Here is a 24,121-nt window from a genome sequence, read left to right as displayed (position 1 = left end):
CGCGTTCATCGCTCGAGCCCGAGCCGCTTCATCTTCCGGTGCAGGGTGGCGCGCGACATGTCGAGCTCCTTCGCCGCCTTCGAGACGTTGCCGCCGGCGCGCGCCAGCGCGCGCTTCAGCACCGCGCGCTCGGCGGCGTCGATGTCGTCGCCACCGGTGGTCGTGTCCTTGATCAGGTCGCCGGCCGGCACCGGGCGCGCCAGCGCGGACGGAGACAGGTTGAGCGCCCGCCGCGCCGCCCGTGTGGCACCGATGACGAGGTCGTTGCGATCGACCGCCAGCAGCGAGTTGATCTCGCGCTCGCTGTCCGGCGTCAGCACGATGCGGGCGTGTGGAAAGGCCTGGCGGAAATTCTCCGCCTCGATCAGCCGCGCGGCATCCGCGACGGTGGTCGCGATCAGCCGACTGAAGCCTTCGGTCAGATCAGCACGGCAGGAGGAGACGTCGAGCGCGGCCTTGAGCTGGCCATGCTCGTCGAAGATCGGCGCCGTGGTACAGAACAGGCGCGCGTTGCGCGACAGGTAGTGCTGGTCGCGGTCGATGGTCAGCGGCCGCTTCTCGACCAGGCAGGTGCCGATCGCGTTGGTGCCCTCGTGCCGCTCGCTCCACACCGCGCCGGTCCACAGGCCCCAGGATTCGAAGGTGGCGTCGTCGCCGCGCGCGCCGCGGCGCTCGAGCACGGTGCCCTCGGCATCGGCCAACAGCACCGAGCAGCCGACGCCCCCGACCGCCAGGAACAGCCGGTCGAGGCTCGCTTGCGCGATCGCGAGCAGCCGCCCGAGCCGGGCGCGCGCATCAGCGATCTCGGCGGCCGTCAGCCGGGCCGGCAGCTTCGGCGTGGCGGGATCGAGCGCATGGAGGTGGCCGGAGCGCCGCCATGAGGCCGCGAGCGCCGAGACCGCCGGCGCGCCTCTGTCGGCTCTGTGATCGGCCTTGCCGTCAGCGTCAGCCTTCGCATCCCCCTTGGCCAAGGCCTCCAGGACGCGATCCGAATGGGCATTCCCGGGCGAACGCCCCATGTCCGTCCTCCCGGCTTTCCTGCCGCGATTGGCGCAGCTTACAATCAGATTAGCGCAACTACAGCACCGCCGTTTGACCGGCGTCAAGGAACGGGGACTGGAGCGCCCTCTCCCCTTGGGTGTGGCAACTGCCTCCGCCCTTATGCCCGGATGACTACGGGGGTGTCGCAACGCTGCGACACTCCGTTGGCCGAACTGGGCCAGCCGCCCTGAAAGGACGCCAGTGCCTTAAAGCGCATTAATCCCAATTCCGGATGGTTCCCGCACGCGCTTCGCACCGATGAACGTCATTGCCGGTCCAGCGAGGCAACCACGAGAGGGAAACATGCGCCTATCCTTTGCGGCAATACGCTCCATCCAGACCAAGATTGCCTTGATCGCCGGCTTCTGCCTCGCGCTCACCTGCGTCATCCTGATCGGCTACGGCCTGTTCTCGACGCAGAGCATGAACCAGTACGTCAACCACGAGGTCATGCAGCTGGTCGATCGCCAGACCAAGGAGAGCCTGATGAACCGGGCATCCACCGAGGCCAACGTCATCAAGGCCGAGCTGGAGGTCGGGTTCGACGCGGCGCGCACGCTGGCGCAGTCCTTTGCGGTTCTGGCCGATGCCAAGACCGGGACCGCCGCGAGCGCACGCCGCGCGCAGCTCAACGCCGTGCTGCGGCGTGTCCTGGAGCTCAATCCCGCCTTCAACGGCACCTACTCGGCCTGGGAGCCCGATGCGCTCGACGGCAACGATAGCACCTTCAAGGCCAACAAGGAGATGGGCTCCGATCACACCGGCCGCTTTCTCCCTTACTGGACGCGAAGCGCCGGCGGCGCGATCGCCGTCCAGCCGCTGGTCGAGTACGACAGCAGCGAGCGCCATCAGAATGGCCTCGTGAAGGGCGCCTGGTACATCAACCCGAGCACTACCGGGAAGGAGAACATTCTCGGGCCGCTGCCCTACATCGTCCAGGGCAAGCCGGTGTTCCTGGCCACGATGTCGGTGCCCGTCATGATCGACGGCAAATTCCGCGGCGTTGCGGGCGCCGACTACAATCTGGACTTCGTGCAGAGGCTGGCGGTCAAGATCAACACCTCCCTGTTCGACGGCAAGGGCAAGGTCGTGATCCTGAACGACACCGGCCTCGTCGTCGCCGACAGCGCCAATCAGAACGTCATCGGCAGGCCCGCCGCCGAGGCCGACTCGCGCTGGACCGACAGCGCCGCCATCGTCCGCACCGGCAAGGGCACCGTCCTCGACGAGCCCAGCAATCCCAATGTCGACATCTACGCCCCGATCACGTTCGGTCTCACCGACACGCCCTGGTCGGTCGTGATCTCGATCCCGCGCGACGTGGTACTCGCCTCGGCACGGCAGCTCGACGCCTCGCTCAGCGGCCGTTCGACCAGCAACACGCTGTGGCAGCTCGGGGTCGGAGCGGTGATCACGGCGCTTGCGATCTTCCTCATCTGGGTCGCGGCACGGGGCATTGCCCGTCCGATCCGGGATTGCGCCGTATTCGCCAATGGCATCGCCAAAGGCGACTTCAACCAGACCCTGACCATCGAGCAGGCGGATGAGGTCGGCGCCCTCGCCACCTCCCTGAAGGCGATGCAGGGCGACCTGAAGCAGAGCATCGCGCAGCGCGCCGAGGACCAGGCGGCCGCCGACGCCCAGCGGCGCCACGCGATGAACGCGATGGCGGATCAGTTCGAGGCGTCGGTCGGCGGCATCGTCGAAACCGTGTCGGCCGCCTCGGGCACGCTGGAGACGTCGGCCGGATCGTTGAGCGCGACCGCGGAGCGGGCGCAGTCGCTCGCGACCACGGTCGCTGTCGCCTCGGAACAAGCGTCGACCAACGTGCAGTCCGTGGCGTCCGCCACCGAGGAGATGGCCTCCTCGGTGACCGAGATCAGCCGCCAGGTGCAGCAATCCGCGCGCATGGCCAACGAAGCCGTGACGCAGGCACGCTCCACCACCGGACGGGTCGGCGAGCTCTCGAAGGCGGCGGCGCGCATCGGCGACGTCGTCGAGCTCATCAACAGCATCGCCGGCCAGACCAACCTGCTCGCCCTCAACGCCACCATCGAGGCGGCGCGGGCGGGCGATGCCGGACGCGGCTTCGCCGTGGTCGCCACCGAGGTCAAGGCGCTCGCCGAGCAGACCGCGAAGGCGACCGGGGACATCGGCCAGCAGATCGCGGGCATCCAGACCGCCACTCAGGAGTCCGTCGGCGCGATCCGCGAGATCAGCGAGACCATCGAAAGGCTGTCGGAGATCTCGGCCACCATCGCCGCCGCCGTCGAGCAACAGGGCGCGGCGACGCAGGAGATCTCGCGCAACGTCCAGCAGGCGGCCCAGGGCACGCAGCAGGTCTCGTCGAACATCACCGACGTGCAGCGCGGCGCCAGCAACACCGGGACGGCGTCATCCGAGGTGCTGTCCGCGGCCAAGCTGCTGTCGCGCGACAGCGGCCGACTGAGGGAGGAGGTCGGCAAGTTCCTGACCTCGGTGCGTGCCAGCTGAACGCCGACCGACAAAAGCGAAAAGGCCGCCTGGATGATCCAGGCGGCCTTTATCGTGTTGGATGCGATGCGTCCGCCGCTGATCTCAGCGGCCGCCGCGCGACAGCATCTCGAAGCGGTAGTTGACGCCGATCATCGCCGTGTGGAGCTGGGTCTTCTGGCTGACGACGTTCGGCCCGCCGGTGATCGCGGCGGCGCCCGGCAGCGTGCCGGTCACCGTGCCGAAATCGGCGTAATCATACTCGGCGAAGGCCGACCAGTTGCGCGCGAACATCCACTCGACGCCGGCGCCGACCGTCCAGCCGCTGCGGTTGAACGCCACGCTGGCGGACTGTCCGGTGGCGGTGTTGACGACCGAAACATTGGTCCGTGTCCACGCCGCGCCACCGCGCACATAGGCCAGGATCTCAGGCGTCACGAGATAGCCTGCACGCACCGTGGCGGTGTAGAGGTTGCTGGTTCGCGTGTTCATCGTCAGCGCCGGTCCGAGCTGGCTCGACGCGTTGATGATGCCGAGATCGGCCATCGCCTGGATGCCGACGACGAAGCGGTCCATTTGGTAGTCGCAACCGAGCTGCAGGCCGCCGACGACGTCGCTGCCATTGCTGGAGATGGCGGTCGGAATCTGCACGGCCGCGACGGGCAGCGGCGCCACGTTGCCACCGCCGGCCACCGGCGGCGGATTCTGCGCCGGCGGATTGCCATTGTTGCCCTGGGGCGGCGGGTTCGGTTGACCGCCGCCATTGTTCGGCGGCGGATTCTTCGGCGGCCAGGGCTTGTCCGGATGATGCGGCCATCCGCCATGATGGTAGTTGCCGCCCTGCTGCTGCCAATGATCCTTGTCGGGCTGCTTGTCGCCATAGCCGCCCTTGCCGTCGTCATTGTCGTGCGGCTTGCCGCCCCAGCCGTAGCCGCCATGCTTGTCGTCGTTCCGGTCATCCGGCTTCATCCAGGCGTAGCTGTCACGCTCGCTCTTCATCGGCTGCTTCGACCAGCCGAAACCAAGCGGCTTGTCGGTGCCGTCGTCCTTCTTCCCACCCCAGCCGGAAGCCGGCTTGTCGTGATCGTCCTGCCGATCACGGTGCAGCCAAGCCGATCGGTCGGAGTAACCGCTCGAATGCAGCTGCGACCAGCCGCTCGACTTGCCATGGTCGTCGTCGTGAGGCTTGTCGAACCAGCCGCTGCCATATTTGACGTCGTTGTAATTGTCGTCCTTGTTCTTGGATGGAGCCGACGGCCAGGAAGACTTGTTGTCGCCGCCTTTCGATCCAACCTGTGGCCAATGATGACCACCGTCGTGATCGGGCTTGTAGGACGGCTTGTCGTTCGGCCAGCCGTGATCCTTGTCGCCATGATACTGCTTGCCGGGCTGCCACCAGCCCTTGTCGTTGCGCTCGCAGATCGGAGGCTTGCCCGGCGGCTTATGCGGCGGCGGCTTCCATCCGCCGTTGTTCCCGCCGGGGTTGTTCGGCGGCGGCGGGTTCGGCGCGGGGTTTGCAACCACAGGCGGCTTGACCACCGGCGGGTTGTTTGCGTTGCCGACGGGCTGCTGCACGGGCTGAACCGGCGCGGCGGCGGCATTGGCGACCTGGCTCCACGTCTGCTGCTGACGCGACCAGGCCATCCCGGCGTTCGCGCCGGCATGGCAGCCACTCCACCTGTAGGCGAAGACGTCGGGCGGCGGGAGCGGGGGAGGCAAGGCGAGATCAGTCGCCCAGACCGATGTCGTACTTCCTGCGAAAGTAGATAGGCAAAGGCATACGCCAAATACGCGACGCATCGAACTCACAACTCCTGAACACGTGCCGCAACAAACGGCGGCCGCATCAGGAGGGTGAGATTGTGTCGCGAACTGAATTGAAAAATGTCATTCGGAAGGAATGCAGATCGCGACGCCTACGCGATCGAAATTCGGCTTTGACTGTTGCACGCAAGATGCAGGATTCTGGCAAAATGAAGCAGCGCGCGACACGATTGCGACAAACGGCGCGACACGCGATGCCGCAGCGGCTCATGAGTTCGTAGTAGACGAACGTCCGCACCGAACTCACAGCAGGCGCAGAGCGCGCTCGGCGGCATGCGTCCTGATCGCGCGCACCTCGCGATCGTCGGCCTTCACGTCAACCACACGCTCCGATTGCACTACAGCGAAGAGGGCGGCACTTGGTCTGTGCGGTCGCCTTCGCCGTCGACGCGCCGACGCTCGGCTATCCATGCGCGCCGACAAGTCCTGCCCGTGGTTTCGCCGCTATTGCGCGGCCCGCGCGACGTCATCGATCGGAAGAGAAAGCGGCAAAGGCCGCCGCGATCGCACCGAATGAGGCGGACCTTCGTCGACGTCGGGGCAATTCATCGGAGCAGCGCGCCGCGAAACATCCATGATTGCGGCCGGATGTAGCGCGGCGGCGCGCGGCAGATTTCGTGTCATGCCATAGGCATCACGGATTGCGCCGCGAGAACGAGATGGCATAGGCGCCGTTGCGGATGTCGATCATCGGATCGTCGGAGGCCTCGATGCCGTCGGTGAGCTGGCCCGGCAGGAACAGCAGCTTCTTCTGCGCGGCGTCACTGTCTTCGACCGCCTTGTCGATCGTCAGCACGCCGAGCTCGACCAGCTTGCGATCGTCAGGCCACGGCTTTGCCGGATCCCTGGTGTCGTCGCCGGCCGCGGCGAGCTGCGCCTTGAAGCGGAACGTCACCGGCCCCTGCTTCAGCCGCGCCGGCAGTTCGGCCATCAGGAAGTCCGGCGCGCGTTTCGCCGCGTCCTCCTTGTCGATATGCACGACCTTCTCCGGCAGCATCTGCCAGCGCACCGCCTGCTTCTCGCCGGCCTTGTTGACGAGGACGAAGGCGTTGACGCCGAAATAGGCCTCGTCGGCAAGACTGTCCGGCGTCGCGATGGTGCCGAGCGCCGCCGGCACCGAGGGATGGCTGGCGATGAACTGCTCGAGCCTGGTCGGCTTGGCCGCACTCGGTCCGGAGTCCGCGATCGCCAGGAACAAATCGCGTAACTCCGCCCCCGTCGAGACAGGGAAGAATTTCAGCGAGTTGATCACGAGGTCCATGTCGCTGCCGTCGGCGAGATGAAACTTCACCGCCATGCCGTGCGGATTGGCGTCGCCGGAGCCGTCCGGCAGGTTCGGCACGCCAGTGGAGTCCGAGAACCGCACCGTGACCGGAACCTCGCCGCCGCTGAACAGCGACGCCTTGCTCAAGGTCACCGCCTCGGCCGACGGCTTGAACTTGCCCTCGACGACGACGCCCTTGGCGTGATTGGCGCGAAAGCCGGCGTGCACGCCGAACACCTTGTTCATCGCATTGACGAGCTGCTCCTCGACCGGCGGCTCCTGCGCGAGGGCAGCGGCCGGCAACGCGAGGGCAATCCCGGCCAGCGCGGCAACGAGTGTGCGTGTCGTCATGAGCGGCGTCCTCCTTGTATGAGGGATGCAGCATAGCAGCATGAATTGACGCGCGAGCGACTTTCGAGCGCGGCCGATGGGCGCCCTCACCGCATGATCCACCTTGCCGTCTGACAGGAGCCATTACGCCCCGTCACCCGCTCCTTGCGGCGAGATGGCGAATGTCTCTATTGTAGTCGCGCGTGTCCGGTCTGCCTCCCTCCGCGGTGCGGATCGGGGGATCGTGCCCCCTCCGACCCTGACGCCGGACGGCGCGCCCACGACGGAGTTTCGACTGTGTCCGCACCGGAAAGCTTCCCCATCGACAGGATCCACGTCCCCGACAAGAAGCGCAAGGCGCTGAGGCAGGACGCGGTCGACGCGCTGGCCGAAAGCATTTTGGAGGCCGGCCAGCGCGAGCCGATCCTCGTCCGCCGCGACAAGGACCATTTTGTCCTGGTCGAAGGTCTGCACCGCCTCGAAGCCTGCAAGGCCCTCGGCGAAAGCGCCATCATGGGTCTGCTGATCTCCGCCGAGGAAGCCCGCCAGCGCGAGCTGCCACCGCCGCCGGTCGATCCGGAGCGCGAGAAGATGGAGCGGCTGCGCAAGCTGCGGCTGGAGAAGGAGGAAGCGGAGAAGCTCGCAACGGCCCCGAGAGGCGTCTCGGGCGCCCATGCCGCGACGCGCCCGCGCGGGCCGACCGAGACGACGAACCGGAGCAACAGGACTGCCACCGCGAAGCCATCGCGCCCCGGACAAGGATCGTCGCCCCGGACCTTGTCGGATTGGATCAAGCAACAAGAGCGCAGCGGCGGGCGATACTGACGGTTTCAACGCGCGAGTGCCCCCCGGCCGCGGTCTGATTGAGCGGCAGTCCGTCTGGCGGATCAGCGCAGCGTGATCCGCCGCCTCGCGTCGCAGTTCAGCACAGTCACGTCCATCCCCGCACATGCGCGCAGCAGCGCTGGACCCCGGCCCGCGCAGGGGCAGTTTGACGCGCCTCTCGCGGCGATCCGTGGGGAACGCGCCCTGCGGCCGCACGTTGCCGACACTCGCGGGAACGAAATCCGCAAAGCCGGCGCGGCGTTGCCGTGCAGCCAAGCCGACCCGCGTCCTTCAACCGGCACAACCCAGCCTCGACAATGAATTGGAGCCCCTGATGCGAGCAACCATCGTTGCACTCTCCGCCATCCTTCTCGTCAGCTCCGTCGGAGCCTCGGCGGCGCCGATGGCCGTCGCGGCAGATGAGGGCGAAGCGGCTGCTTCTCCGATGCGCCTTGCGCAGCGGGATCACGGCAACGGAGACGGTCGCTGGCAGCACGAGCAAAGACGTCACGGCTATCGCGGCCACGACGGACGGCGTCACGGTCCTCCTGCCGGCTGGCACCGCTATCGCTTCCGCCCGCACGACCATCACCGCCGGGGCTGCATGCAGATCGGACCGGCCTGGTTCTGCCCGTAGGCGCCGCGTGTCCGTCCCGCTCGTTGCTCCGCGGAGGACAGTGCTGGACGGGCTAGGCAACTCCGATCACGCCCGTCCGACTCAGCGCGATGCGACGGGCGCGGCAAGCACTGCGAGCATGCCAATGGCAGCGACGTTGGCCGCCACGTCCCTCCGTCGCAGCCGCCTTCGGCTGAAAGAGCCTATTCTCGGAGCTGTCGCCGCGTTCGCGGCGCAAATGGCGCGGCCGACTGGACGGCGGCGAGGTCGCGATCGCCGGCAGGCGCATCTTCATCCCTCCGCCCGCCCCGCCGTTAGCACGCCTTTAGGCGATGTCCGCCTTCATCAGGTCGCGCAGCGCTTTCGGTATCGGCTGCGCCCTGCCGCCGCTGATGAACGCGACTCTCACGTCGGCCTTGACGAGCACCTCCTCGCCGCGCCTGACCTCCTGCGCCAGCGTGATCGACGCCCCCTTCACCGCCACGGGCCAGGTGACGACGTCGAGCACGTCGTCCATACGGGCCGGCCGCAGGAAGTCGAGCGTCATCGAGCGCACCACGAAGGCGAAACCCGGGGCTTCGCTTGCCGCCTCCGCGAACAGCGCGTGCTGCTCGGCGCCCATCAGCCTCAGGTGATTGGTACGGCCGCGCTCCATGAAACGAAGGTAGTTGGCGTGGTAGACGATGCCTGAGAAATCCGTGTCCTCGTAGTAGACGCGGACCTGCATGTGGTGACGGCCGTCGCGGATCTCGCCGTCGAGATGGTGATGGGTCAAGGGACGCCCTCGATAGCCGGAAATGGCGATCGTTTCGCCCAGTTCAACGGCCAGCGCAAGAGCAGGCTAGGACGTCACCTCGACGGGTTCCCTGCCGACGGTGACCAGCACGATTTCCGGCGGCATGCCGATCCGGACTGGCATGATGCTGCAGCCGAGGCCGCCGGAGACGATCACGTCGCATTGGGTGCGGATGTGGCCGTAGGCCAGATTGACGCCATTGCGCGCGGGAACGGCCGGCGACCAGCCGAGCAGGCGGATCTGGCCACCATGCGTATGCCCCGACAGTTGCAGCGCCACGCGCGGCGGCACCCGAAGCGCGACGTCGGGCTCGTGCGCCAGCAGAATGAGCGGGGCGCTGTCCGTCACCTTGCGCAGCGTCCCTGCGAGATCATCGATGCCGATCCGCGGCATCGGCCGGAAGCGGCGCGCCGGCATGTAGGCCAACTGATCGCCGAGGCCGGCAAGCCAGAAGGCATGGCCGTTCTTCGTGAGACGCACGACGTCGTTCTCGTAGACGGGAATGCCGGCGGCCTCGAGCGCCTTCTGGGCATACGGCGCGCCGCGGCCGTCGCGCTGCACGGTTCGATCATCCCAATAATCATGATTGCCCAGGATGGCGTGCACGCCCAGCGGCGCCTTCAGGCCGCCGAGCACCGGCGCCCAGGCGGCGGCGTCGATGCGTCCGATGTGATGACGATGACCGGCGACGTAGTCGCCGAGCAGGACGATCAGATCCGGCTGCAGCGCGTTGGCACGCTGCACAATCCCGTCGATATGCACCAGCGACATCCAAGGATCGCAGGCATGGATATCGGCGATGGCCGCGATCTTCAGTCTCAGCCCAGCGGGCCAGTTGTGCGGATGGACGTGATAGTCGGTGACGCCGAGACGGAGCGGCTCGACGCCGACGCCATAGGTCGCAGTCGAAAAACCGGTCGCGGCAAGACCGCCTGAGAATGACAGAAAGCGACGGCGTGACAGCATCGATAAACTCCTCGCAGCGGCTCCCTTCTCCCTGATCATTGCAACCGATTTCGGGTGCGTCTGTGCAGATTGTCAGCAGTTTCGTTAATCATCGTCCTCATTGCCGAACAGGCCGAACTGGCTGGGATCGCGGTTCGGCTCGGCCAGGCCGAGATGCTTGAACGCGTGCGTGGTCAGCAGCCGGCCGCGCGGCGTGCGCTGCAGATAGCCGCATTGGATCAGATAGGGCTCGATGATGTCCTCGATCGCGTCGCGCGGCTCCGACAGCGCCGCCGCCATGGTCTCGACGCCGACCGGGCCGCCGCCGTAGTTCAGCGCGATGGTCGAGAGATAACGCCGGTCCATCGCGTCCAACCCGGCGGCATCGACCTCCAGCGCGCTCAGCGCGTGATCGGCGATGGCGCGATCGATCGCGTCCGCGTTTGCCGCCGAGGCGAAGTCACGCACACGGCGCAGCAGCCGGCCGGCGATGCGCGGGGTGCCGCGGGCGCGCCGCGCGATCTCGTTGGCGCCGTCCGCGGTCATGCCGACTCCGAGCACGCGGGCACCGCGCGTGACGATGCCTTCGAGCTCCTCGACGGTGTAGAAGTTCAGGCGGATCGGGATGCCGAAGCGGTCACGCAACGGATTAGTCAGCAGGCCCGCGCGGGTGGTGGCGCCGACCAGGGTGAACTTCGACAGATCGATCTTCACCGACCGCGCGGCCGGTCCCTCGCCGATGATGAGGTCGAGCTGGAAGTCCTCCATCGCGGGATAGAGCACCTCCTCGACCGCCGGGCTGAGACGATGGATCTCGTCGATGAACAGCACGTCGCGCTCTTCGAGATTGGTCAGCAGCGCCGCGAGATCGCCGGCCTTGGCGATGACCGGACCCGAGGTAGCGCGGAAGCCGACACCTAGCTCGCGCGCCACGATCTGCGCCAAGGTCGTCTTGCCGAGGCCGGGCGGGCCGACGAACAGCACATGGTCGAGCGCCTCGCCGCGCTTGCGCGCCGCCTCGATGAAGATCGACAGATTGGCGCGCGCCTGCTGCTGGCCGACGAACTCCGACAGCTGCTGCGGACGCAGCGCGGTGTCGCCGACATCATCGGAGCGCCGCTCAGGACTGACCATGCGCGCAGGCGGCTTCATTCGTTGCCGCGCCTGTACTTGTTCGGCAGCAGCTCGCCGATGGTCACCGCCGCAGGCCCCTTGCCGTTCGACGGCACGATGACGCGCGCCTTGGCATCATAGTCGTGGATCAGCTCGCGGCAGGTGCCGCAGGGCGAGACCACGGCGACCTCGCCGGGCTCGCCGGGCTTGGGATGGCGCACCGCGACGATGGTCTCGATGCCGTGGTCGCCGTGCTCCGTGATGGCGCGGCCGATCGCGATGGCCTCGGCGCAGACGGCGTTGCGGCCGAGATAGGCATCGATGTTGACGCCCGTGATGATGCGGCCGTCGCGCGTGCGCATGGCTGCGCCGACCTCCTGCCAATCGTTGCGATAGCGGCTCTTCACCGCTGATGCGGCCGCCTCGATCAGCTCCTTGTCCTTCTTGCTCACCATGGTGAAGATCGTTGTCCTTCTGCTCGCCCGGTGCGGCGACCTACTTCGCCAGCTCCTTGAGGCCGAGGCGGATGAGTTGGGCGGTCTCGGCCTTGTCGCCGGCCGTACGCGAGGCGGCGGCGATGGCGGCGGCCGCCTGCGGCTGGCCGTAGCCGAGATTGATGAGCGCCGAAATCGCGTCCGCAATCGGCTGCGGCGCGCGGGACTCCTCGATGGCGCCGGACAGCCGGACCACGCCGGGATCGACATCGGCGAACGCCGGCGCCTTGTCCTTCAGCTCGGTCACGATGCGCTCGGCGACCTTCGGACCGACGCCCGGCGTGCGCGCCACCGCGGCCTTGTCGCGCAGCGCAATGGCGTTGGCGAGATCGGCCGGCGGCAGAGTGCCGAGGACGGCGAGCGCGACCTTGGCGCCGACGCCCTGCACGGTCTGCAAAAGGCGAAACCATTCCCGTTCGACATCCGAGCGAAAACCGAACAGCTTGATCTGGTCCTCGCGCACATAGGTCTCGATCGACAATGTGGCGGCTTCACCGGGCGACGGCAAGGCCTGCAAGGTGCGCGCCGAGCAGTGCACCTGGTAGCCGACGCCGCCGACATCGAGGATGACGAAGTCCTCGGCATAGGAGTCGATCAGCCCCTTCAGCTTGCCGATCATAGCCCGGCCACCTTCATGCGCAGCGCCTGGCCCTGGCGGTGATGGGCATGGGTGATCGCAATCGCGAGCGCGTCCGCCGCGTCGGCCGACGGCGGCTCGGCCTTCGGCAGCAGGATCTTCAGCATCACCGCGATCTGGCCCTTGTCGGCGTGCCCGGCGCCGACCACGGTCTTCTTGACCTGGTTGGGGGCGTATTCGGCGACCGAAATTCCGAACATCGCTGGCGCCAGCATCGCGATGCCGCGAGCCTGGCCGAGCTTCAGGGTGGCGACGCCGTCCTTGTTGACGAAGGTCTGCTCGACCGCGGCCTCCAGCGGCTGGAAGTCATTCAGGACCTTGGCGAGACCCTCGTGGATGGCGAGAAGTCTGTTCGCCAGCGGCAGGTCGTCGGGCGGCTCGACCGAGCCGCAGCCGACATAGATCAGGCGGTTGCCCTCGCTCTCGATCACGCCCCAGCCGGTGCGGCGGAGGCCAGGATCGATCCCGATGATGCGGACGGCTGCGCGAATCGGCTGGGCTTTCATGGGTTCAGAGATAGCCTTGCGCCGCACCGATGGAAACATAAACGGAACGCACGAACGACGTGGTCAAGCGTCCGTCAACCGCCCATCTTCGCCATCAGCGCGTCCGAAATCTCGAAATTGGCGTAGACGTTCTGGACGTCGTCGTGCTCGTTCAGGAGGTCCATCAGCTTCAACAGCTTCTCGCCGGTCTCGTCGTCGACCGCCACCGTGTTCTGCGGCTTCCAGGTCAACGCCGCCTTGCGCGGCTCGCCGAACTTGGCCTCGAGGTTCTTGGCGACCTCGTGGAAACTGTCCGGCGAGGCATAGACCTCGTGGCCGCCCTCGCCCGAGATCACGTCATCCGCGCCGGCCTCGATCGCGGCGTCCAGCACCGCGTCGTCAGAGGCGACGCTGCGGTCGAACTCGATGATCCCGACGCGGTCGAACATGAACGAGACCGAACCCGTTTCGCCGAGATTGCCGCCGGACTTGGTGAAATAGGAGCGAATATCGGAGGCGGCGCGGTTGCGGTTGTCGGTCAGCGCCTCGACGATGACGGCGACGCCGCCCGGGCCATAGCCCTCGTAGCGGATCTCGGCATAATTGTCGCCCTCGCCGCCGAGCGCCTTCTTGATGGCCCGCTCGATATTGTCCTTGGGCATGTTCTCGGCCCGGGCGGCGACCACGGCGGCGCGCAGCCGCGGGTTCATCGCCGGGTCGGGCGTGCCGAGCTTGGCGGCGACGGTGATTTCGCGCGCCAGCTTGCCGAACAGCTTGGACTTCATCGCATCCTGCCGGCCCTTGCGATGCATGATGTTCTTGAATTGGGAATGGCCGGCCATGCGAGGTCTCTTGCAATCGTAGGGGATCAATGGGGGAAGCGCGGCCTTATAGGCCGGGAATCGGCAAAATCAAAGATTTGAGGTGGATTCTGCGGTGGCTGCCCCCTTCGGGAAGCCGGCCGGGTGCCCTGCAGCATAAGCCAATGTTAACCATGGCTTCACAGTCAAGTGCAACGATCCCGCCCCTCTGCACCTTTTCACCCGCACCGGGGCCCACCCCATGGCGTTTGGTTTCTTTGCAAGACAACCCTCTGCGCCCGATCCGGTGGCCGAACCGAAGCCGGTGGCCGCGCCGGAGCCGCCGACGTCGTCGGATGCCGATTCGGCCAAGGCCATCCTCGACCTGCTGGAGCTGGAACTCGGCGGCATGATTCGTCAGCTCGAGCGCGCCGCCGATGCGGTCGCCAGCGGCGCCGAGGCGACGGCGGGGACGCTGACGGACATTCGCCAGCGCGCCGATGCGCTGAGCGGGCGCAGCAGCGCCGCGCAAGGAACGGCGGCGACGTTCGCCCACGCCGCGGAGAAGGTGACCCAGTCCGCCCACGGTATCCGTGCCCAGGTCCAGGACGCCGGCCAGCTCGCCGACCAGGCCAGCGCCGCCGCCACGGAAGCCCAGGCCAACGTCGACCGCCTGCGCGAATCCTCGGCGGCGATCGGCAACGTCGTCAACCTGATCTCCCAGATCGCGCGCCAGACCACCCTGCTCGCGCTCAACTCGACCATCGAGGCCGCCCGCGCCGGCGAGGCCGGCCGCGGCTTCGCGGTGGTCGCGACCGAGGTCAAGGCCCTCGCCGTGCAGACCCAGAACGCGACCGAGGAGATCACGCGCAAGATCGAGGCACTGCAGAAGGACGCCGCCGGCTCGGCCGACGCCGTCCACCGCATCGCCCAGGCGATCGAGGCGATCCGCCCCGTCTTCACCAACGTCAACGGCGCCGTCGCCGAACAGAACCAGACCACCGGCGAGATGTCGAACAATGCGGCCCAGGCCTCGCAGTTCATATCCTCGGTGGTCGACAGCGCCGCCGACATCGGCAGCGCCACCCAGCAGGCCGAGAGCTATGGCGAGCGCGTCACGAACGCCGGGCGCGCCGTGACCATGTACGCCCAGAAGCTGAAGGCGCGCTGCGCCGTGCTGCTGCGGCAGGGCGATCGGCCCGTGCGCAGCGGCAGCGAGCGTCTGCCCTGTCACCTCAAGCTCGAGATCAAGTCGGGCGCACGTACGATCGATGCGCCGGTCTATGAGATTTCCAACGACGGCCTTCTGATCACCGGCCCAGATGCCAGCCGCCTGCCCGTGAACGAGCGTCTCGACGCCGTGCTGGAGGACGTCGGTCCGTGCCGCCTGCGCGTCACCGAGCAGGTCAAGGCCGGCGCCCAGGCGCGGTTCGATGCGCCAAGTGCCGAACTACGCGAGAAGATCGAGGACAAGCTCTGGGCGCTGCACGAGGAGAACAACGAGTTCGTCACCCGCGCCATGGAAGCCGGCACCGAGCTGAACCGGATGTTCGAGAGCGCCGTCGCGCGCGGCGAGGTCACGATCGAGGACATGTTCGACACCAACTATGTCGAGATCCCCGGCACCAATCCGCAGCAGCATCGCAGCCGGATCCTCGACTGGGCCGAGCGCGCGCTGCCTGCGTTCCAGGAGGCCTTCCTGGCCAAGGATCAGCGCTTGGCGTTCTGCGTCGCGATCGACCGCAACGGCTATCTGCCGGTGCACAACAAGATCTATTCGCATCCGCAGCGGCCGGGCGATGTCGCCTTCAATACCGCCAACAGCCGCAACCGCCGCATCTTCAACGATCCGGCCGGGCTCGCGGCCGGGCGCAACCAGCGGCCCTATCTGATCCAGAGCTACGCGCGCGACATGGGCAACGGCAACACCATCATGATGCGCGAAATCGACGTACCGATCCGCGTCCGCGGCCGGCACTGGGGCGGCTTCCGCACCGCCTACAAATTGTGAGCCAAGCGGCGATTTTCTGATCCTATCAAGCCCGGGAGTCTGGACATGTCGGTCGCGCAACGCGCCATTCTGGAAAGTCACGACGCGCGCACCGGCGCCGAGCGGCTGATCGACGAGATCGCCGACCGCATCGGGGGCCTCGGCGTCGAGCTCGCCGACGTCGCCGGCAACGTCCAGGAGGTCGCCAACCGCGTCAGCTACCAGTCGCAGCGGTTCGGGCATCTGCAGGCCACAGCCAAGACCATGGTCGCGGCCAATCACGACATCGCCACCGCCTCGCAGGCGGTGCAATCGGCCACGACCGCCGCGGTCGGCGACATCACCCAGTCGCGCAACGTGGTCGACACCGCGGTGCGGCACATCGCCGAACTGGTCGAGTCCGTCGAGCGCATCGAGCAGCGGCTCGGCTCGGTCGGCGATGCGCTGTCGCAGGTCGCCAAGGTCTCGGTGGCGATCGAGGCGATCGCCAAGCAGACCAACCTGCTGGCGCTGAACGCCACCATCGAGGCCGCGCGCGCCGGCAGCGCCGGCCGCGGCTTTGCCGTCGTCGCGAGCGAGGTGAAGTCGCTCGCCGAGGCGACCCGCCAAGCCACCCAGGAGATCGGCGATACCCTGCGTGGGCTCGACTCGCAGGTGAAGAGCCTGCTCGGCGAGAGCGGCCAGGCCTCGTCGCGCGCCAAGACAGCGGGTGAAGGCGCCCAGCAGATCGGCGGCATCATCGTCCGCGTCCAGGACGGCTTCACCAGCGTCGGCCAGGAGATCGACGGCGTGGCGAAGGCCGCGACCTCCAACCTCGCGCATTGCGACGCCGTGATCAGCGAGCTCAACGAGCTCGCCAAGGGCGTCGACCAGTCCTCGGTCGAGCTCAAACAGGCCGACAGCCGCATCGCCAAGCTGCTCGATCATTCCGAGGCGCTGATCGGGCTGATCGCCGAAAGCGGCGTGCAGACCACGGACGCGCCGCTGATCAAGACCGTCGTCGAGACCGCCCGGCAGATCTCGGCGACCTTCGAGGCGGCGATCGATCGCGGCGAGATCACGCTCGCCGACCTGATGGACGAGACCTATCGCGAGATTCCCGGCACCAATCCCAAGCAGTACATGACGCGCTACGTCGAGTTCACCGACCGCGTGCTGCCCGCGATCCAGGACCCGATCCAGGGCAGCGACCCGCGCATCGTGTTCTGCGTCGCCTGGGCGCGCGGCGGCTATCTGCCGACGCACAATCCGAACTACCGCAGGCCGCAGGGGCCCGATCCGGTCTGGAACAACGCCAACTGCCGCAACCGCCGGCTGTTCGACGACCGCGCGGTCAAGAAGGTGGCCGCCGCCAGCAACAAGCCGTTCCTGCTGCAGACCTACCGCCGCGACATGGGCGGCGGGCAGTTCGTGCTGATGAAGGACCTCTCGGCACCGATCGTCGTCAAGGGCCGCCATTGGGGCGCCTTCCGGATGGGTTTTCGCCTCAAGGCCTGACGCAGCCTCTCATCCTCCCCAGAACGCCGGCCTCGTTTGCGACAGCCGGCCGCCGATCCGCACCGGCGCGACCTTGGTCGCAAGCCCGGTGCCGTTGTCGGTCTCGACCGCCACCCCGCTCAGCGTCGCCTCGCCGGACGCCGGCTCGAACCGCGCCGACGGGATGCCCGACTGGAAGCGCCGCAGCGGCTCGTCCTTCTGCATGCCGATGATGGAGTCGTAATCGCCGGTCATGCCGGCATCGGTCATGTAGGCGGTGCCGCCGGGCAGGATCTGGTGATCGGCCGTTGGCACATGCGTATGGGTGCCGACGACGAGGCTGGCGCGGCCGTCGCAGAAATAGCCCATGCCCTGCTTCTCGCTGGAGGCCTCGCAATGCACGTCGACCACAACAGCATCCGCCGCCTCGCGCAGCGGGCAGGCGCCGAGCTCGCGCCCCAGTGCCGCGAACGGATCGTCGAACGGCGTCATGAACACGCGACCGAGCACGTTGACCACCAGCGCGCGGGCGCCGTTCTTGGCATCGATCAGCGCGGCGCCACGGCCGGGCGTGCCCGCCGGATAGTTCGCGGGACGCACCAGGCGCGGCGCGCGCTCGATGAACACCAGCGCCTCGCGCTGGTCCCAGGAGTGGTTGCCGAGCGTGACCGCGTCGGCGCCGGCATCGACCAGCTCCTGATAGATCGCCTCGGTGATGCCGAACCCGCCGGCCGCGTTCTCGCCATTGATGATGACGAGATCGAGCGCCCAATCGCGGATCAAGCCTGGAAGGTGGTCCGAGACGGCGCTGCGGCCGGCCCGGCCGACGACGTCGCCGACGAAGAGAATTCGCAATTCAATTGCTCCGGAAATCCAAGGTCTCGCGCTCGGTTAGCACATAATCCAGCGCCGCGTCGTGGGCCAAGGCCGGGATGGCCTCGGTTTCCTGCACGGCAAAGCCGAGCCCGACGCCGATGAGATGATGTGTCTTCCGCAAGTGCGAGAAGGTGTAGTCGTAGTAGCCGCCGCCATAGCCGATGCGGTGGCCGGTGCGGTCGAAGGCGGCGAGCGGGACCAGCATCACGTCCGGCACCAGCTCGGCCGCGACCGGCGACGGCTCGGGGATGCCGAGCGAGCCCAATGTCAGCCGATCGCCCGGCGACCACTCCCGGAAGGAGAGCGAATGGCCGCGCGCCAGGATGACCGGCAGCGCCAGCCGCGCGCCCTTCGCCGCCAGCACGCGCATCAGCGGCACCGGATCGAGCTCGTTGCGAATCGGCGCATAGCCCGAGACCACCTGGCCCGGCTCCAGCGCGAACGGCAGCCCGCGCACCGCGATGGCCTGGGCGGCGGCGCTGCGCGCCTCGTCGCTCAGCGCATCGCGCGCGGCCAGCGCTGCAGCCCGCAGCTGCTGCTTGGTGTGCTGGACGGCCTTCATCGGCATGCGGCGGGACCTCCGTCAAGAGCGCGCGGACGCGGGCACTCCAACGTTCTCAGAAACGCAGCAGGTCGGCAATCAAGGGGACAGAGGAGAGATACAAAGAGGAGAGAGACAAGCGCGAAGCCGCAATCGCCGTTGAAACGCTCGATCCCGGAGTTCCCTACGAAAGTAGGTGGGCACCATATGTCCAGGTCCACGGACCTGGCCAGGGACAGTTCCCTAAAGGATCGATAAGGCCCCGGGGATATGTTGGTTCCGGACGCGCGTCGCAGCCTCGCCGGCGCAATGTAACCATGGCGGGGTGATTTTGCCAGCGGTGCCGACGGATTGGGACGGGACGCCGTCGCCCATCCTCGGTGTCGTCGCCCGGCTTGACCGGGCGACCCAGTCCGCCGTGACGGCAGTGGCTCAGCCGAGAGGCCGCGGCGTACTGGATCGCCCGCTTTCGCGGGCGACGACAGCGGTGAGGTGGCGGCAGCCGGGCTGATCCCTGCTGAGCCGATTGCCGCGGGGCCTTTCATTCCAGTGCAGATCACGGTGGATTCGGCGTCGGCCATGGCTTCGCCTCCTCGCGGCGCTGATCGCGTCCGAGCTGTTCGGTTGGTTCACCCTCTTTCGAACAGAGGGCGCAGGGAAGGCCGGGCGTCGGCTGACGCCCGTGGCCCGCCTGCTCAAAAAATGCAGGCGGCAGGTACCACAGGTGCAGCCGGAAACACCCGGCCTTCCCTGCGCGACGGTTGGAACGGCTGCTTCGCGATCTCCCTGGTGCGCCGGGCTTGTTGGCCACCATGCTCCGCGCGACGCCTCAAGCGTCGTCGCAAAGGGAACACCAGCATCGGGGTGTCAGGACCACGCGACTTGACCGTACGTGCATCGCCGTTCGTCCGCGCGATGTGACTCACGCTGCGGCAATCCACGCCCATCGCATCCCACTGCCAACGTCTCGTGACGGTCGCGACACGCCCCTCATGCGGCAGCAGGACGAGCGGAAGCATCCGCCTGATTTGCCCGACGAGACAAGTGACGCAGCCTGCGACATCGTAACGCGACGGGCAGTTTGCGCAGGGCGCGTATGCGCGGATTGCCCGTCGTGCGGCAGAGGAAAGCAGTTGGCGGAGAGGCATCCATCCGGCGAGGGTGCGAGACGCAACCAAATAGCGGCGGGCTTGGCGACGGCGGAGGTCATCGCGCCTCTTCAATCCCAATCGTCATCCACATCAATGCCAGCCATCCCTCTCATCTCCGGCATTGCCGTCATCATCACCGCCCTCCTCGCCGCATCACGGCGCTCCCGCGGCAGCGCATAGTCTTGCCACGATTCAGGCCCATCGACTGGGAGCTGAGGTTGTGGCAGATCATGCCCACATCCCAATGCCCTGTATCGTACATCGGAGTCCTGGCATGCGCTTCAATCTCACAACTGTCATGGCCGCCTGCGCGCTGCTGATCGCGCCGGCTGGAGCGGGCCTCGCCGCCGACGTCAAGATCCATCGCGTCGCGATCCAGGTCGATCAGAACGATCCGGCGATCATGAATCTGGCGCTCAACAACGCCACCAACATCATGGAGACGTTCAAGGAGAAGGGCGAGGAGGTCGAGATCGAGCTCGTCACCTATGGACCCGGGCTGAACATGCTGCGCGAGGATACCTCGCCGGTGAAGGACCGGCTCAAGCAGATCGCCGAGCTGAGCTTTCCCGCCAAGATCAAATTCTCCGCCTGCAACATCACCAAGCGCGGCATGGAGAAACGCGAAGGACATCCGATTGCGATCGTCGCCGAAGCGAGCCTGGTGCCCTCGGGCGCAGTGAGGCTGATGGAATTGCAGGAGAGCGGCTGGAGCTACCTGAAACCTTAAGTAGTTCTTGCCCCAAAACTGCCAGGTTTAGGGCTCATTGAGATACGATCTTGGATTGATCTGTGTCATCAGTCTGCTCGGGGGAATGGCGAGCAGACGCGATCGGGGACTAGTCACATGCACAGAGTACTCGCCCGGCCGGCGCTGCTGGCGCTGGCAACGCTTTCGGCTGCCTTGCTCACCCCCGTCGGCGCGGTGCGCGCGCAAGAGCAGTCCGCCGCTCCGCTCTCGATCAAGCCTGCGCGCGCGTCGGAACGGCGGACCGTCGAGCCTCGGGTCTCAGAGTCCCGCGAGCCGCGGAGCGCCTCGGACGAAGCCGCCATCAAGACGCGCATGAACCAATGGACCGTCGGCCTGGCCGCGGGCCTGCCCGACGGCGGCTTCGTGCGCTTCGCCAGCGAGATGGCGCGGACGATGGACGATGGCGACAACATGCGCCTGATCCCGATGGTGACGCGCGGCACCACCTCGAACATCGCCGACCTGCTCTATCTGCGCGGCGTCGACGTCGCGATCACCTATGCCGACGCCTTCGACTTCTACGCCAGGCAGGCCGGTCTTTCCAACATCAACGACCGCATCCGCTACGTGCTGCGCTTCTTCATCTCCGACGTGCACATCTATGCGCGCGACGAGTTCAAGACGCTGCAGGACCTGAAGGGCCAGAAGGTCGCGGTGGGCACGGCGGGCGTCGCCGCCGCCCACACCGGCCCGCTGATCTTCCGGCGCCTCGGCATCGACATAGAGCCGGTCGCGGTCGGTGGCCCTGTCGCGCTGGAGAAGCTGCACAAGGGCGAGATCGCCGCGATGGTCTATGTCGCCTCCAAGCCCGGCGAGCTGTTCAGCGGCAAGAAGGCGGATCCCGGATTCCACTTCGTGCCGGTGCCGTACACGCAGCAATTCTCGGATTTCTACTATCCGACCAGCATCAAGGCCGACACCTATCCAGGGCTGGTCGCACCTGACACCGCCGTGGAAACCATCGCCGTGCCGTCGGTGCTGGCCGTCTACAACTGGAAGCCGGGCAGCGACCGCGCCGACCGCGTCAACCGCTTCGTCGACACGCTGTTCACCAACCTCGCGCGGCTGCAGCAGCCGCCGTTCCATCCGGGCTGGAAGGATCTCAATCTCGAGGCCCAGGTGCCGGGCTGGCAGCGCTATCCGTATGTCGACGCCGTGCTGGAACGGATGAAGAAGGAGGCCAATGTCGGCCTGGCGCCCGCCGCGACCGGCGGTCTCTCGCAACAGGACCGCTTCGAGGCGTTTCTCGAATCGCAGGCCAAGGCGCCGACCTCGAAGGCGGAGAAGGAGGAGCTGTATCGCTCGTTCCTGGACTGGAGCCGCAAGCGGCAGAGATGAGGGGGACCGCCAATAGCGGCTCGGGCAGTCGGCTCCCTCTCCCCGTTCTTACGGGGAGAGGGTTGGGGTGAGCGGCCGCCACACGGGAAGTGTGAGTTGGGGCAGACGCGCAGGGAGCGTCCTTGGTGAGACCCTGTACCCCCTCACCCGGATTGCATCTGACGATGCAATCCGACCTCTCCCCGCAAGCGGGGCGAGGTACACCGAGCCAGCCGCGCGAGCGATCGCGCAAACTTGCTTGCAATCAACTCAATAACAACTTCATCCCCGGATCGCCCTTCTCCATCGCCCGCTGATAGGCCGGGCGGGCGGCGATGCGTGACAGATAGGCGCGGATGTCGGGGAAGGGGCTGAGATCGTAAGGCAGGAAGAAGCGCATCGTCGTCAGCGAGAACACGGTCATGATGTCGGCGGTGGTGAGCGCCGGCCCCGCCAGGTAGTCCGCCTCGCCGCAGCGCGCCTCGACGGCCGCGAAGGCGCGATCGACCCGCCCCCGCATCGCGCCGAGCATGGGATTGTCGTCGGGCAGATCGAGACGGTTGAGGATCATCAGCCGGCCCATCGCCGCCTGCAAGGTGCCGTTGGCGAAGTGGAACCAGTAGAGGAATGGCGCGAAGTTCGGATCATCGGGGCCTGGCCGCAGCCGGCCCTGGCCGTATTTGCAGATGATGTAGTCGACAACGGCGCCGGATTCGGCGAGCACCAGATCGCCGTCGGTAATGACCGGCGCGGCGCCGATCGGGTGCAGCGCCTTGTACTCCGCGGGCGCCAGGACCGTCCTGGCGTCGCGCGTGTAGCATTTCAGCTCGTATGGGATCGCCAGCTCCTCGCAGAGCCAGACGATGCGCTCGGATTGGGACTTCCCCAGATGATGGACTGTCAGCATGCGCTATCTTACCTCACCATCGCGCCGTACACGATGTCCTGCACCTGCTCGCGATAATATTTGCGCAGGTCGCCGGGCGCCGCGGTGCCGACCACCACGACGAGGCGCTCCTTCGGGTCGCAGAAGAACTGCGTGCCATAGGCGCCGTTCCAGCTGAACTCGCCGGGATTGCCGGGCACGGCCGAGAGGCCCTCGCTGACGCGCACCGCGACGCCGAGCCCGAAGCTGAAGCCGGCGCGATGCGGCTCGACATTGGCGACGGTGTTCTTGATTTCCGGCCCGAGATGGTTGGAGGTCATGTGGTGCACCGTCTTCGGACTCAGGATGCGCGCGCCATCGAGCTCGCCGCCATTGAGCAGCATCTGGCCGAAGCGGACGTAGTCGCCGATGGTGGCGAAGGAGCAGGCGCCGCCGCAGTCCGACTTCGTCGACGTATCCAGCAGCTTGATCGCCTGCGGCTTGCCAGTCAGCGGATTGTTCGGAAACGGATGCGCCAGCCGCGGGCGTTGTGCGTCGGTTGGCGCGAAGGTCGCGTCGACCATGCCGAGCGGCTTCCAGACATTGGCTGAAAGATATTCGCCGAGCCGCTGCTCGCTGACCTTCTCGATCACCGCGCCGAGCACGTCGATGGAGAAGCCGTATTCGAACTGCGTGCCAGGCTGGTGCGCCAGCGGCAGCTTGGTGATGCGCTCGATGAAGGCCTGGGTGTCGCCCTCGATCGCAGGCGCGGTGCCGTCGGGATAGAGCCGCGCCACCGGGCTCGAGCTGTCCGGCCGGCCGCCATACATCAGGCCCGAAGTGTGGCGGTAGAGATCGTGGATCAGGATGGGGCGGGCCTGCGGCACCAGCAGCAGCGCGCCGTTCTCCTGGGTGACGCCGACCTTCATGTCGGCGAAGGCCGGATAGTAGTCGGCGAGCCTGGCCTGCAACGGCAGTCGCCCCTGCTCCATCAGCGTCAGCCCCGCCACCGCGGTCATCGGCTTGGTCATCGAGGCCAGGGCGAAGATCGCGTCGAGCGGCATCGGCGTGCCCTTCACCGGATCGAGCTGGCCGTAGGCCTTGTAGTGCACGAGCTTGCCGTCACGCGCGATCGCCACCACCGCGCCGGGGACGCGCTTGGCCGCGATCTCGCGGGCGAAGAAATCATCCATGCGCGCCAGGCCATCTTGCGAGAAGCCGACCTCGTCGGGCCTGGCCTCCGGCAGGGGCGCGGCGGCGAGCTGCGTGATGATCATGGTGAAGGCTGTGGCTACGGCCGCCTTGAGCAGCGTCTTCATGGGCACCTCCCTGATGCGCGGATGATCCCGCTTGTCTCGCGGGATTCGATCGCTCCGCCTGACCAATGGGTAGAGGACATGGGAAAGAACGACAAGCGCTCGCAACACGAACACATCGCGATGACGTGATCGGCTTCGCTGCCGCACAATGGCGTCTCCGCGCGACCCATCGGAAGGGGACGGGTGAGACCGC

The 24,121-nt window shown here is 67.0% G+C and carries 21 protein-coding genes and 1 other RNA gene; 7 read left to right on the top strand and 15 right to left on the bottom strand.

All coding sequences use genetic code 11. The annotated features are described in order from the left end of the window. Positions 1-5 precede the first annotated feature (5 nt). Positions 6-1,019 (bottom strand): helix-turn-helix domain-containing protein, encoded by a 1,014-nt coding sequence (locus tag ACQR1H_RS10660; RefSeq protein ID WP_434907519.1) that lies wholly within the window; start codon positions 1,017-1,019, stop codon positions 6-8. A 325-nt stretch (positions 1,020-1,344) separates the two neighbouring features. Between ACQR1H_RS10660 and ACQR1H_RS10655 the strand changes: the two genes are divergently transcribed. Continuing rightward, complete coding sequence (locus ACQR1H_RS10655; protein ID WP_434873336.1) at positions 1,345-3,534, top strand: methyl-accepting chemotaxis protein; 2,190 nt, start codon at positions 1,345-1,347, stop codon at positions 3,532-3,534. Between the two features lie 84 nt (positions 3,535-3,618). On the opposite strand, the gene ACQR1H_RS10650 is transcribed toward ACQR1H_RS10655, so the two are convergent. Beyond that, positions 3,619-5,157 carry an outer membrane protein gene (locus ACQR1H_RS10650; protein WP_434886745.1) on the bottom strand — a complete coding sequence of 513 codons (1,539 nt, stop codon included), beginning with the start codon at positions 5,155-5,157 and terminating at the stop codon, positions 3,619-3,621. A gap of 814 nt (positions 5,158-5,971) precedes the next feature. Further along, complete coding sequence (locus tag ACQR1H_RS10645) at positions 5,972-6,952, bottom strand: catalase family peroxidase (protein WP_434907518.1); 981 nt, start codon at positions 6,950-6,952, stop codon at positions 5,972-5,974. Between the two features lie 276 nt (positions 6,953-7,228). Here ACQR1H_RS10645 and ACQR1H_RS10640 point away from each other — a divergent pair, with 276 nt between their 5' ends. Together ACQR1H_RS10640 and ACQR1H_RS10635 are read left to right on the top strand one after the other, a co-directional pair. After that, a complete protein-coding gene (locus tag ACQR1H_RS10640) occupies positions 7,229-7,756 on the top strand; it encodes a ParB N-terminal domain-containing protein (RefSeq protein ID WP_315804803.1) in 528 nt (175 codons plus the stop codon). A gap of 334 nt (positions 7,757-8,090) precedes the next feature. Next, positions 8,091-8,393 (top strand): hypothetical protein, encoded by a 303-nt coding sequence (locus ACQR1H_RS10635; protein ID WP_316238127.1) that lies wholly within the window; start codon positions 8,091-8,093, stop codon positions 8,391-8,393. Positions 8,394-8,697: 304 nt separating this feature from the next. Here the strand turns inward: ACQR1H_RS10635 and ybgC are convergent, their stop codons facing one another. From ybgC to ACQR1H_RS10600, 7 genes are all read right to left on the bottom strand, one after another. After that, a complete protein-coding gene (gene ybgC, locus ACQR1H_RS10630; protein WP_316216520.1) occupies positions 8,698-9,147 on the bottom strand; it encodes a tol-pal system-associated acyl-CoA thioesterase in 450 nt (149 codons plus the stop codon). 66 nt (positions 9,148-9,213) lie between these two features. Further along, positions 9,214-10,134 carry a metallophosphoesterase gene (locus tag ACQR1H_RS10625; protein ID WP_434873338.1) on the bottom strand — a complete coding sequence of 307 codons (921 nt, stop codon included), beginning with the start codon at positions 10,132-10,134 and terminating at the stop codon, positions 9,214-9,216. An 84-nt stretch (positions 10,135-10,218) separates the two neighbouring features. After that, complete coding sequence (ruvB, locus tag ACQR1H_RS10620; RefSeq protein WP_315804799.1) at positions 10,219-11,265, bottom strand: Holliday junction branch migration DNA helicase RuvB; 1,047 nt, start codon at positions 11,263-11,265, stop codon at positions 10,219-10,221. Then, on the bottom strand, positions 11,262-11,681 hold the full coding sequence (locus ACQR1H_RS10615; protein WP_015664393.1) for a cytidine deaminase: 420 nt from the start codon (positions 11,679-11,681) through the stop codon (positions 11,262-11,264). Before ACQR1H_RS10615 ends, ruvB begins: the two co-directional genes overlap by 4 nt. Before the next feature lie 40 nt (positions 11,682-11,721). Then, positions 11,722-12,339, bottom strand: coding sequence for a Holliday junction branch migration protein RuvA (gene ruvA, locus ACQR1H_RS10610; protein ID WP_315804797.1), 618 nt, complete (start codon positions 12,337-12,339; stop codon positions 11,722-11,724). Next, positions 12,336-12,863 (bottom strand): crossover junction endodeoxyribonuclease RuvC, encoded by a 528-nt coding sequence (gene ruvC, locus ACQR1H_RS10605; protein WP_012046730.1) that lies wholly within the window; start codon positions 12,861-12,863, stop codon positions 12,336-12,338. The genes ruvA and ruvC overlap by 4 nt, the downstream gene beginning before the upstream one ends. A 74-nt stretch (positions 12,864-12,937) precedes the next feature. Further along, complete coding sequence (locus tag ACQR1H_RS10600) at positions 12,938-13,684, bottom strand: YebC/PmpR family DNA-binding transcriptional regulator (RefSeq protein ID WP_315804796.1); 747 nt, start codon at positions 13,682-13,684, stop codon at positions 12,938-12,940. 220 nt (positions 13,685-13,904) lie between these two features. On the opposite strand from ACQR1H_RS10600, the gene ACQR1H_RS10595 reads away from it, so the two are divergent. Together ACQR1H_RS10595 and ACQR1H_RS10590 are read left to right on the top strand one after the other, a co-directional pair. After that, on the top strand, positions 13,905-15,653 hold the full coding sequence (locus ACQR1H_RS10595; RefSeq protein ID WP_434886750.1) for a methyl-accepting chemotaxis protein: 1,749 nt from the start codon (positions 13,905-13,907) through the stop codon (positions 15,651-15,653). Between the two features lie 45 nt (positions 15,654-15,698). Next, positions 15,699-17,129 carry a methyl-accepting chemotaxis protein gene (locus ACQR1H_RS10590; protein WP_434892651.1) on the top strand — a complete coding sequence of 477 codons (1,431 nt, stop codon included), beginning with the start codon at positions 15,699-15,701 and terminating at the stop codon, positions 17,127-17,129. 9 nt (positions 17,130-17,138) lie between these two features. Here the strand turns inward: ACQR1H_RS10590 and ACQR1H_RS10585 are convergent, their stop codons facing one another. From ACQR1H_RS10585 to ssrS, 3 genes are all read right to left on the bottom strand, one after another. Beyond that, positions 17,139-17,963 (bottom strand): TIGR00282 family metallophosphoesterase, encoded by an 825-nt coding sequence (locus tag ACQR1H_RS10585; RefSeq protein WP_434907517.1) that lies wholly within the window; start codon positions 17,961-17,963, stop codon positions 17,139-17,141. 1 nt (position 17,964) lies between these two features. After that, on the bottom strand, positions 17,965-18,546 hold the full coding sequence (locus tag ACQR1H_RS10580; protein ID WP_434907552.1) for a 5-formyltetrahydrofolate cyclo-ligase: 582 nt from the start codon (positions 18,544-18,546) through the stop codon (positions 17,965-17,967). Between the two features lie 119 nt (positions 18,547-18,665). Beyond that, positions 18,666-18,827, bottom strand: a non-coding RNA gene (ssrS, locus tag ACQR1H_RS10575) — 6S RNA. A gap of 1,123 nt (positions 18,828-19,950) precedes the next feature. Between ssrS and ACQR1H_RS10570 the strand changes: the two genes are divergently transcribed. Both ACQR1H_RS10570 and ACQR1H_RS10565 read left to right on the top strand, forming a co-directional pair. After that, positions 19,951-20,406, top strand: a complete 456-nt coding sequence (locus ACQR1H_RS10570) for a DsrE family protein (RefSeq protein ID WP_315804792.1) — start codon at positions 19,951-19,953, stop codon at positions 20,404-20,406. A gap of 117 nt (positions 20,407-20,523) precedes the next feature. Beyond that, the gene (locus tag ACQR1H_RS10565; RefSeq protein ID WP_315804791.1) at positions 20,524-21,765 is read left to right on the top strand and encodes a TAXI family TRAP transporter solute-binding subunit; all 1,242 of its coding nucleotides are present in this window, start codon (positions 20,524-20,526) and stop codon (positions 21,763-21,765) included. 244 nt (positions 21,766-22,009) lie between these two features. Here ACQR1H_RS10565 and ACQR1H_RS10560 read toward each other — a convergent pair whose 3' ends face one another. After that, positions 22,010-22,651, bottom strand: coding sequence for a glutathione S-transferase family protein (locus ACQR1H_RS10560; protein ID WP_434907516.1), 642 nt, complete (start codon positions 22,649-22,651; stop codon positions 22,010-22,012). A gap of 8 nt (positions 22,652-22,659) precedes the next feature. Beyond that, positions 22,660-23,928, bottom strand: coding sequence for a serine hydrolase domain-containing protein (locus ACQR1H_RS10555; protein WP_434907515.1), 1,269 nt, complete (start codon positions 23,926-23,928; stop codon positions 22,660-22,662). Positions 23,929-24,121: the final 193 nt, after the last annotated feature.

Source organism: Bradyrhizobium sp. HKCCYLRH2015 (assembly GCF_051168215.1).
Lineage (GTDB): Bacteria > Pseudomonadota > Alphaproteobacteria > Rhizobiales > Xanthobacteraceae > Bradyrhizobium.
Note: the sequence above shows the minus strand (reverse complement) of the source record. Positions and strands in the feature narration are given on the sequence as shown.

Bases quoted from the DNA above. Each gene is read 5' to 3' on its own strand.
- ACQR1H_RS10580 (WP_434907552.1), bottom strand. From the start codon at position 18,546: ATGAAGGCCGTCCAGCACACCAAGCAGCAGCTGCGGGCTGCAGCGCTG.
- ACQR1H_RS10570 (WP_315804792.1), top strand. From the start codon at position 19,951: ATGCGCTTCAATCTCACAACTGTCATGGCCGCCTGCGCGCTGCTGATC.
- ACQR1H_RS10625 (WP_434873338.1), bottom strand. From the start codon at position 10,134: ATGCTGTCACGCCGTCGCTTTCTGTCATTCTCAGGCGGTCTTGCCGCG.
- ACQR1H_RS10645 (WP_434907518.1), bottom strand. From the start codon at position 6,952: ATGACGACACGCACACTCGTTGCCGCGCTGGCCGGGATTGCCCTCGCG.
- ACQR1H_RS10590 (WP_434892651.1), top strand. From the start codon at position 15,699: ATGTCGGTCGCGCAACGCGCCATTCTGGAAAGTCACGACGCGCGCACC.
- ruvC (WP_012046730.1), bottom strand. From the start codon at position 12,863: ATGAAAGCCCAGCCGATTCGCGCAGCCGTCCGCATCATCGGGATCGAT.
- ACQR1H_RS10635 (WP_316238127.1), top strand. From the start codon at position 8,091: ATGCGAGCAACCATCGTTGCACTCTCCGCCATCCTTCTCGTCAGCTCC.
- ACQR1H_RS10650 (WP_434886745.1), bottom strand. From the start codon at position 5,157: ATGGCCTGGTCGCGTCAGCAGCAGACGTGGAGCCAGGTCGCCAATGCC.
- ACQR1H_RS10655 (WP_434873336.1), top strand. From the start codon at position 1,345: ATGCGCCTATCCTTTGCGGCAATACGCTCCATCCAGACCAAGATTGCC.
- ruvA (WP_315804797.1), bottom strand. From the start codon at position 12,339: ATGATCGGCAAGCTGAAGGGGCTGATCGACTCCTATGCCGAGGACTTC.
- ACQR1H_RS10595 (WP_434886750.1), top strand. From the start codon at position 13,905: ATGGCGTTTGGTTTCTTTGCAAGACAACCCTCTGCGCCCGATCCGGTG.
- ACQR1H_RS10615 (WP_015664393.1), bottom strand. From the start codon at position 11,681: ATGGTGAGCAAGAAGGACAAGGAGCTGATCGAGGCGGCCGCATCAGCG.
- ACQR1H_RS10600 (WP_315804796.1), bottom strand. From the start codon at position 13,684: ATGGCCGGCCATTCCCAATTCAAGAACATCATGCATCGCAAGGGCCGG.
- ACQR1H_RS10560 (WP_434907516.1), bottom strand. From the start codon at position 22,651: ATGCTGACAGTCCATCATCTGGGGAAGTCCCAATCCGAGCGCATCGTC.
- ACQR1H_RS10555 (WP_434907515.1), bottom strand. From the start codon at position 23,928: ATGAAGACGCTGCTCAAGGCGGCCGTAGCCACAGCCTTCACCATGATC.
- ruvB (WP_315804799.1), bottom strand. From the start codon at position 11,265: ATGAAGCCGCCTGCGCGCATGGTCAGTCCTGAGCGGCGCTCCGATGAT.
- ACQR1H_RS10660 (WP_434907519.1), bottom strand. From the start codon at position 1,019: ATGGGGCGTTCGCCCGGGAATGCCCATTCGGATCGCGTCCTGGAGGCC.
- ACQR1H_RS10565 (WP_315804791.1), top strand. From the start codon at position 20,524: ATGCACAGAGTACTCGCCCGGCCGGCGCTGCTGGCGCTGGCAACGCTT.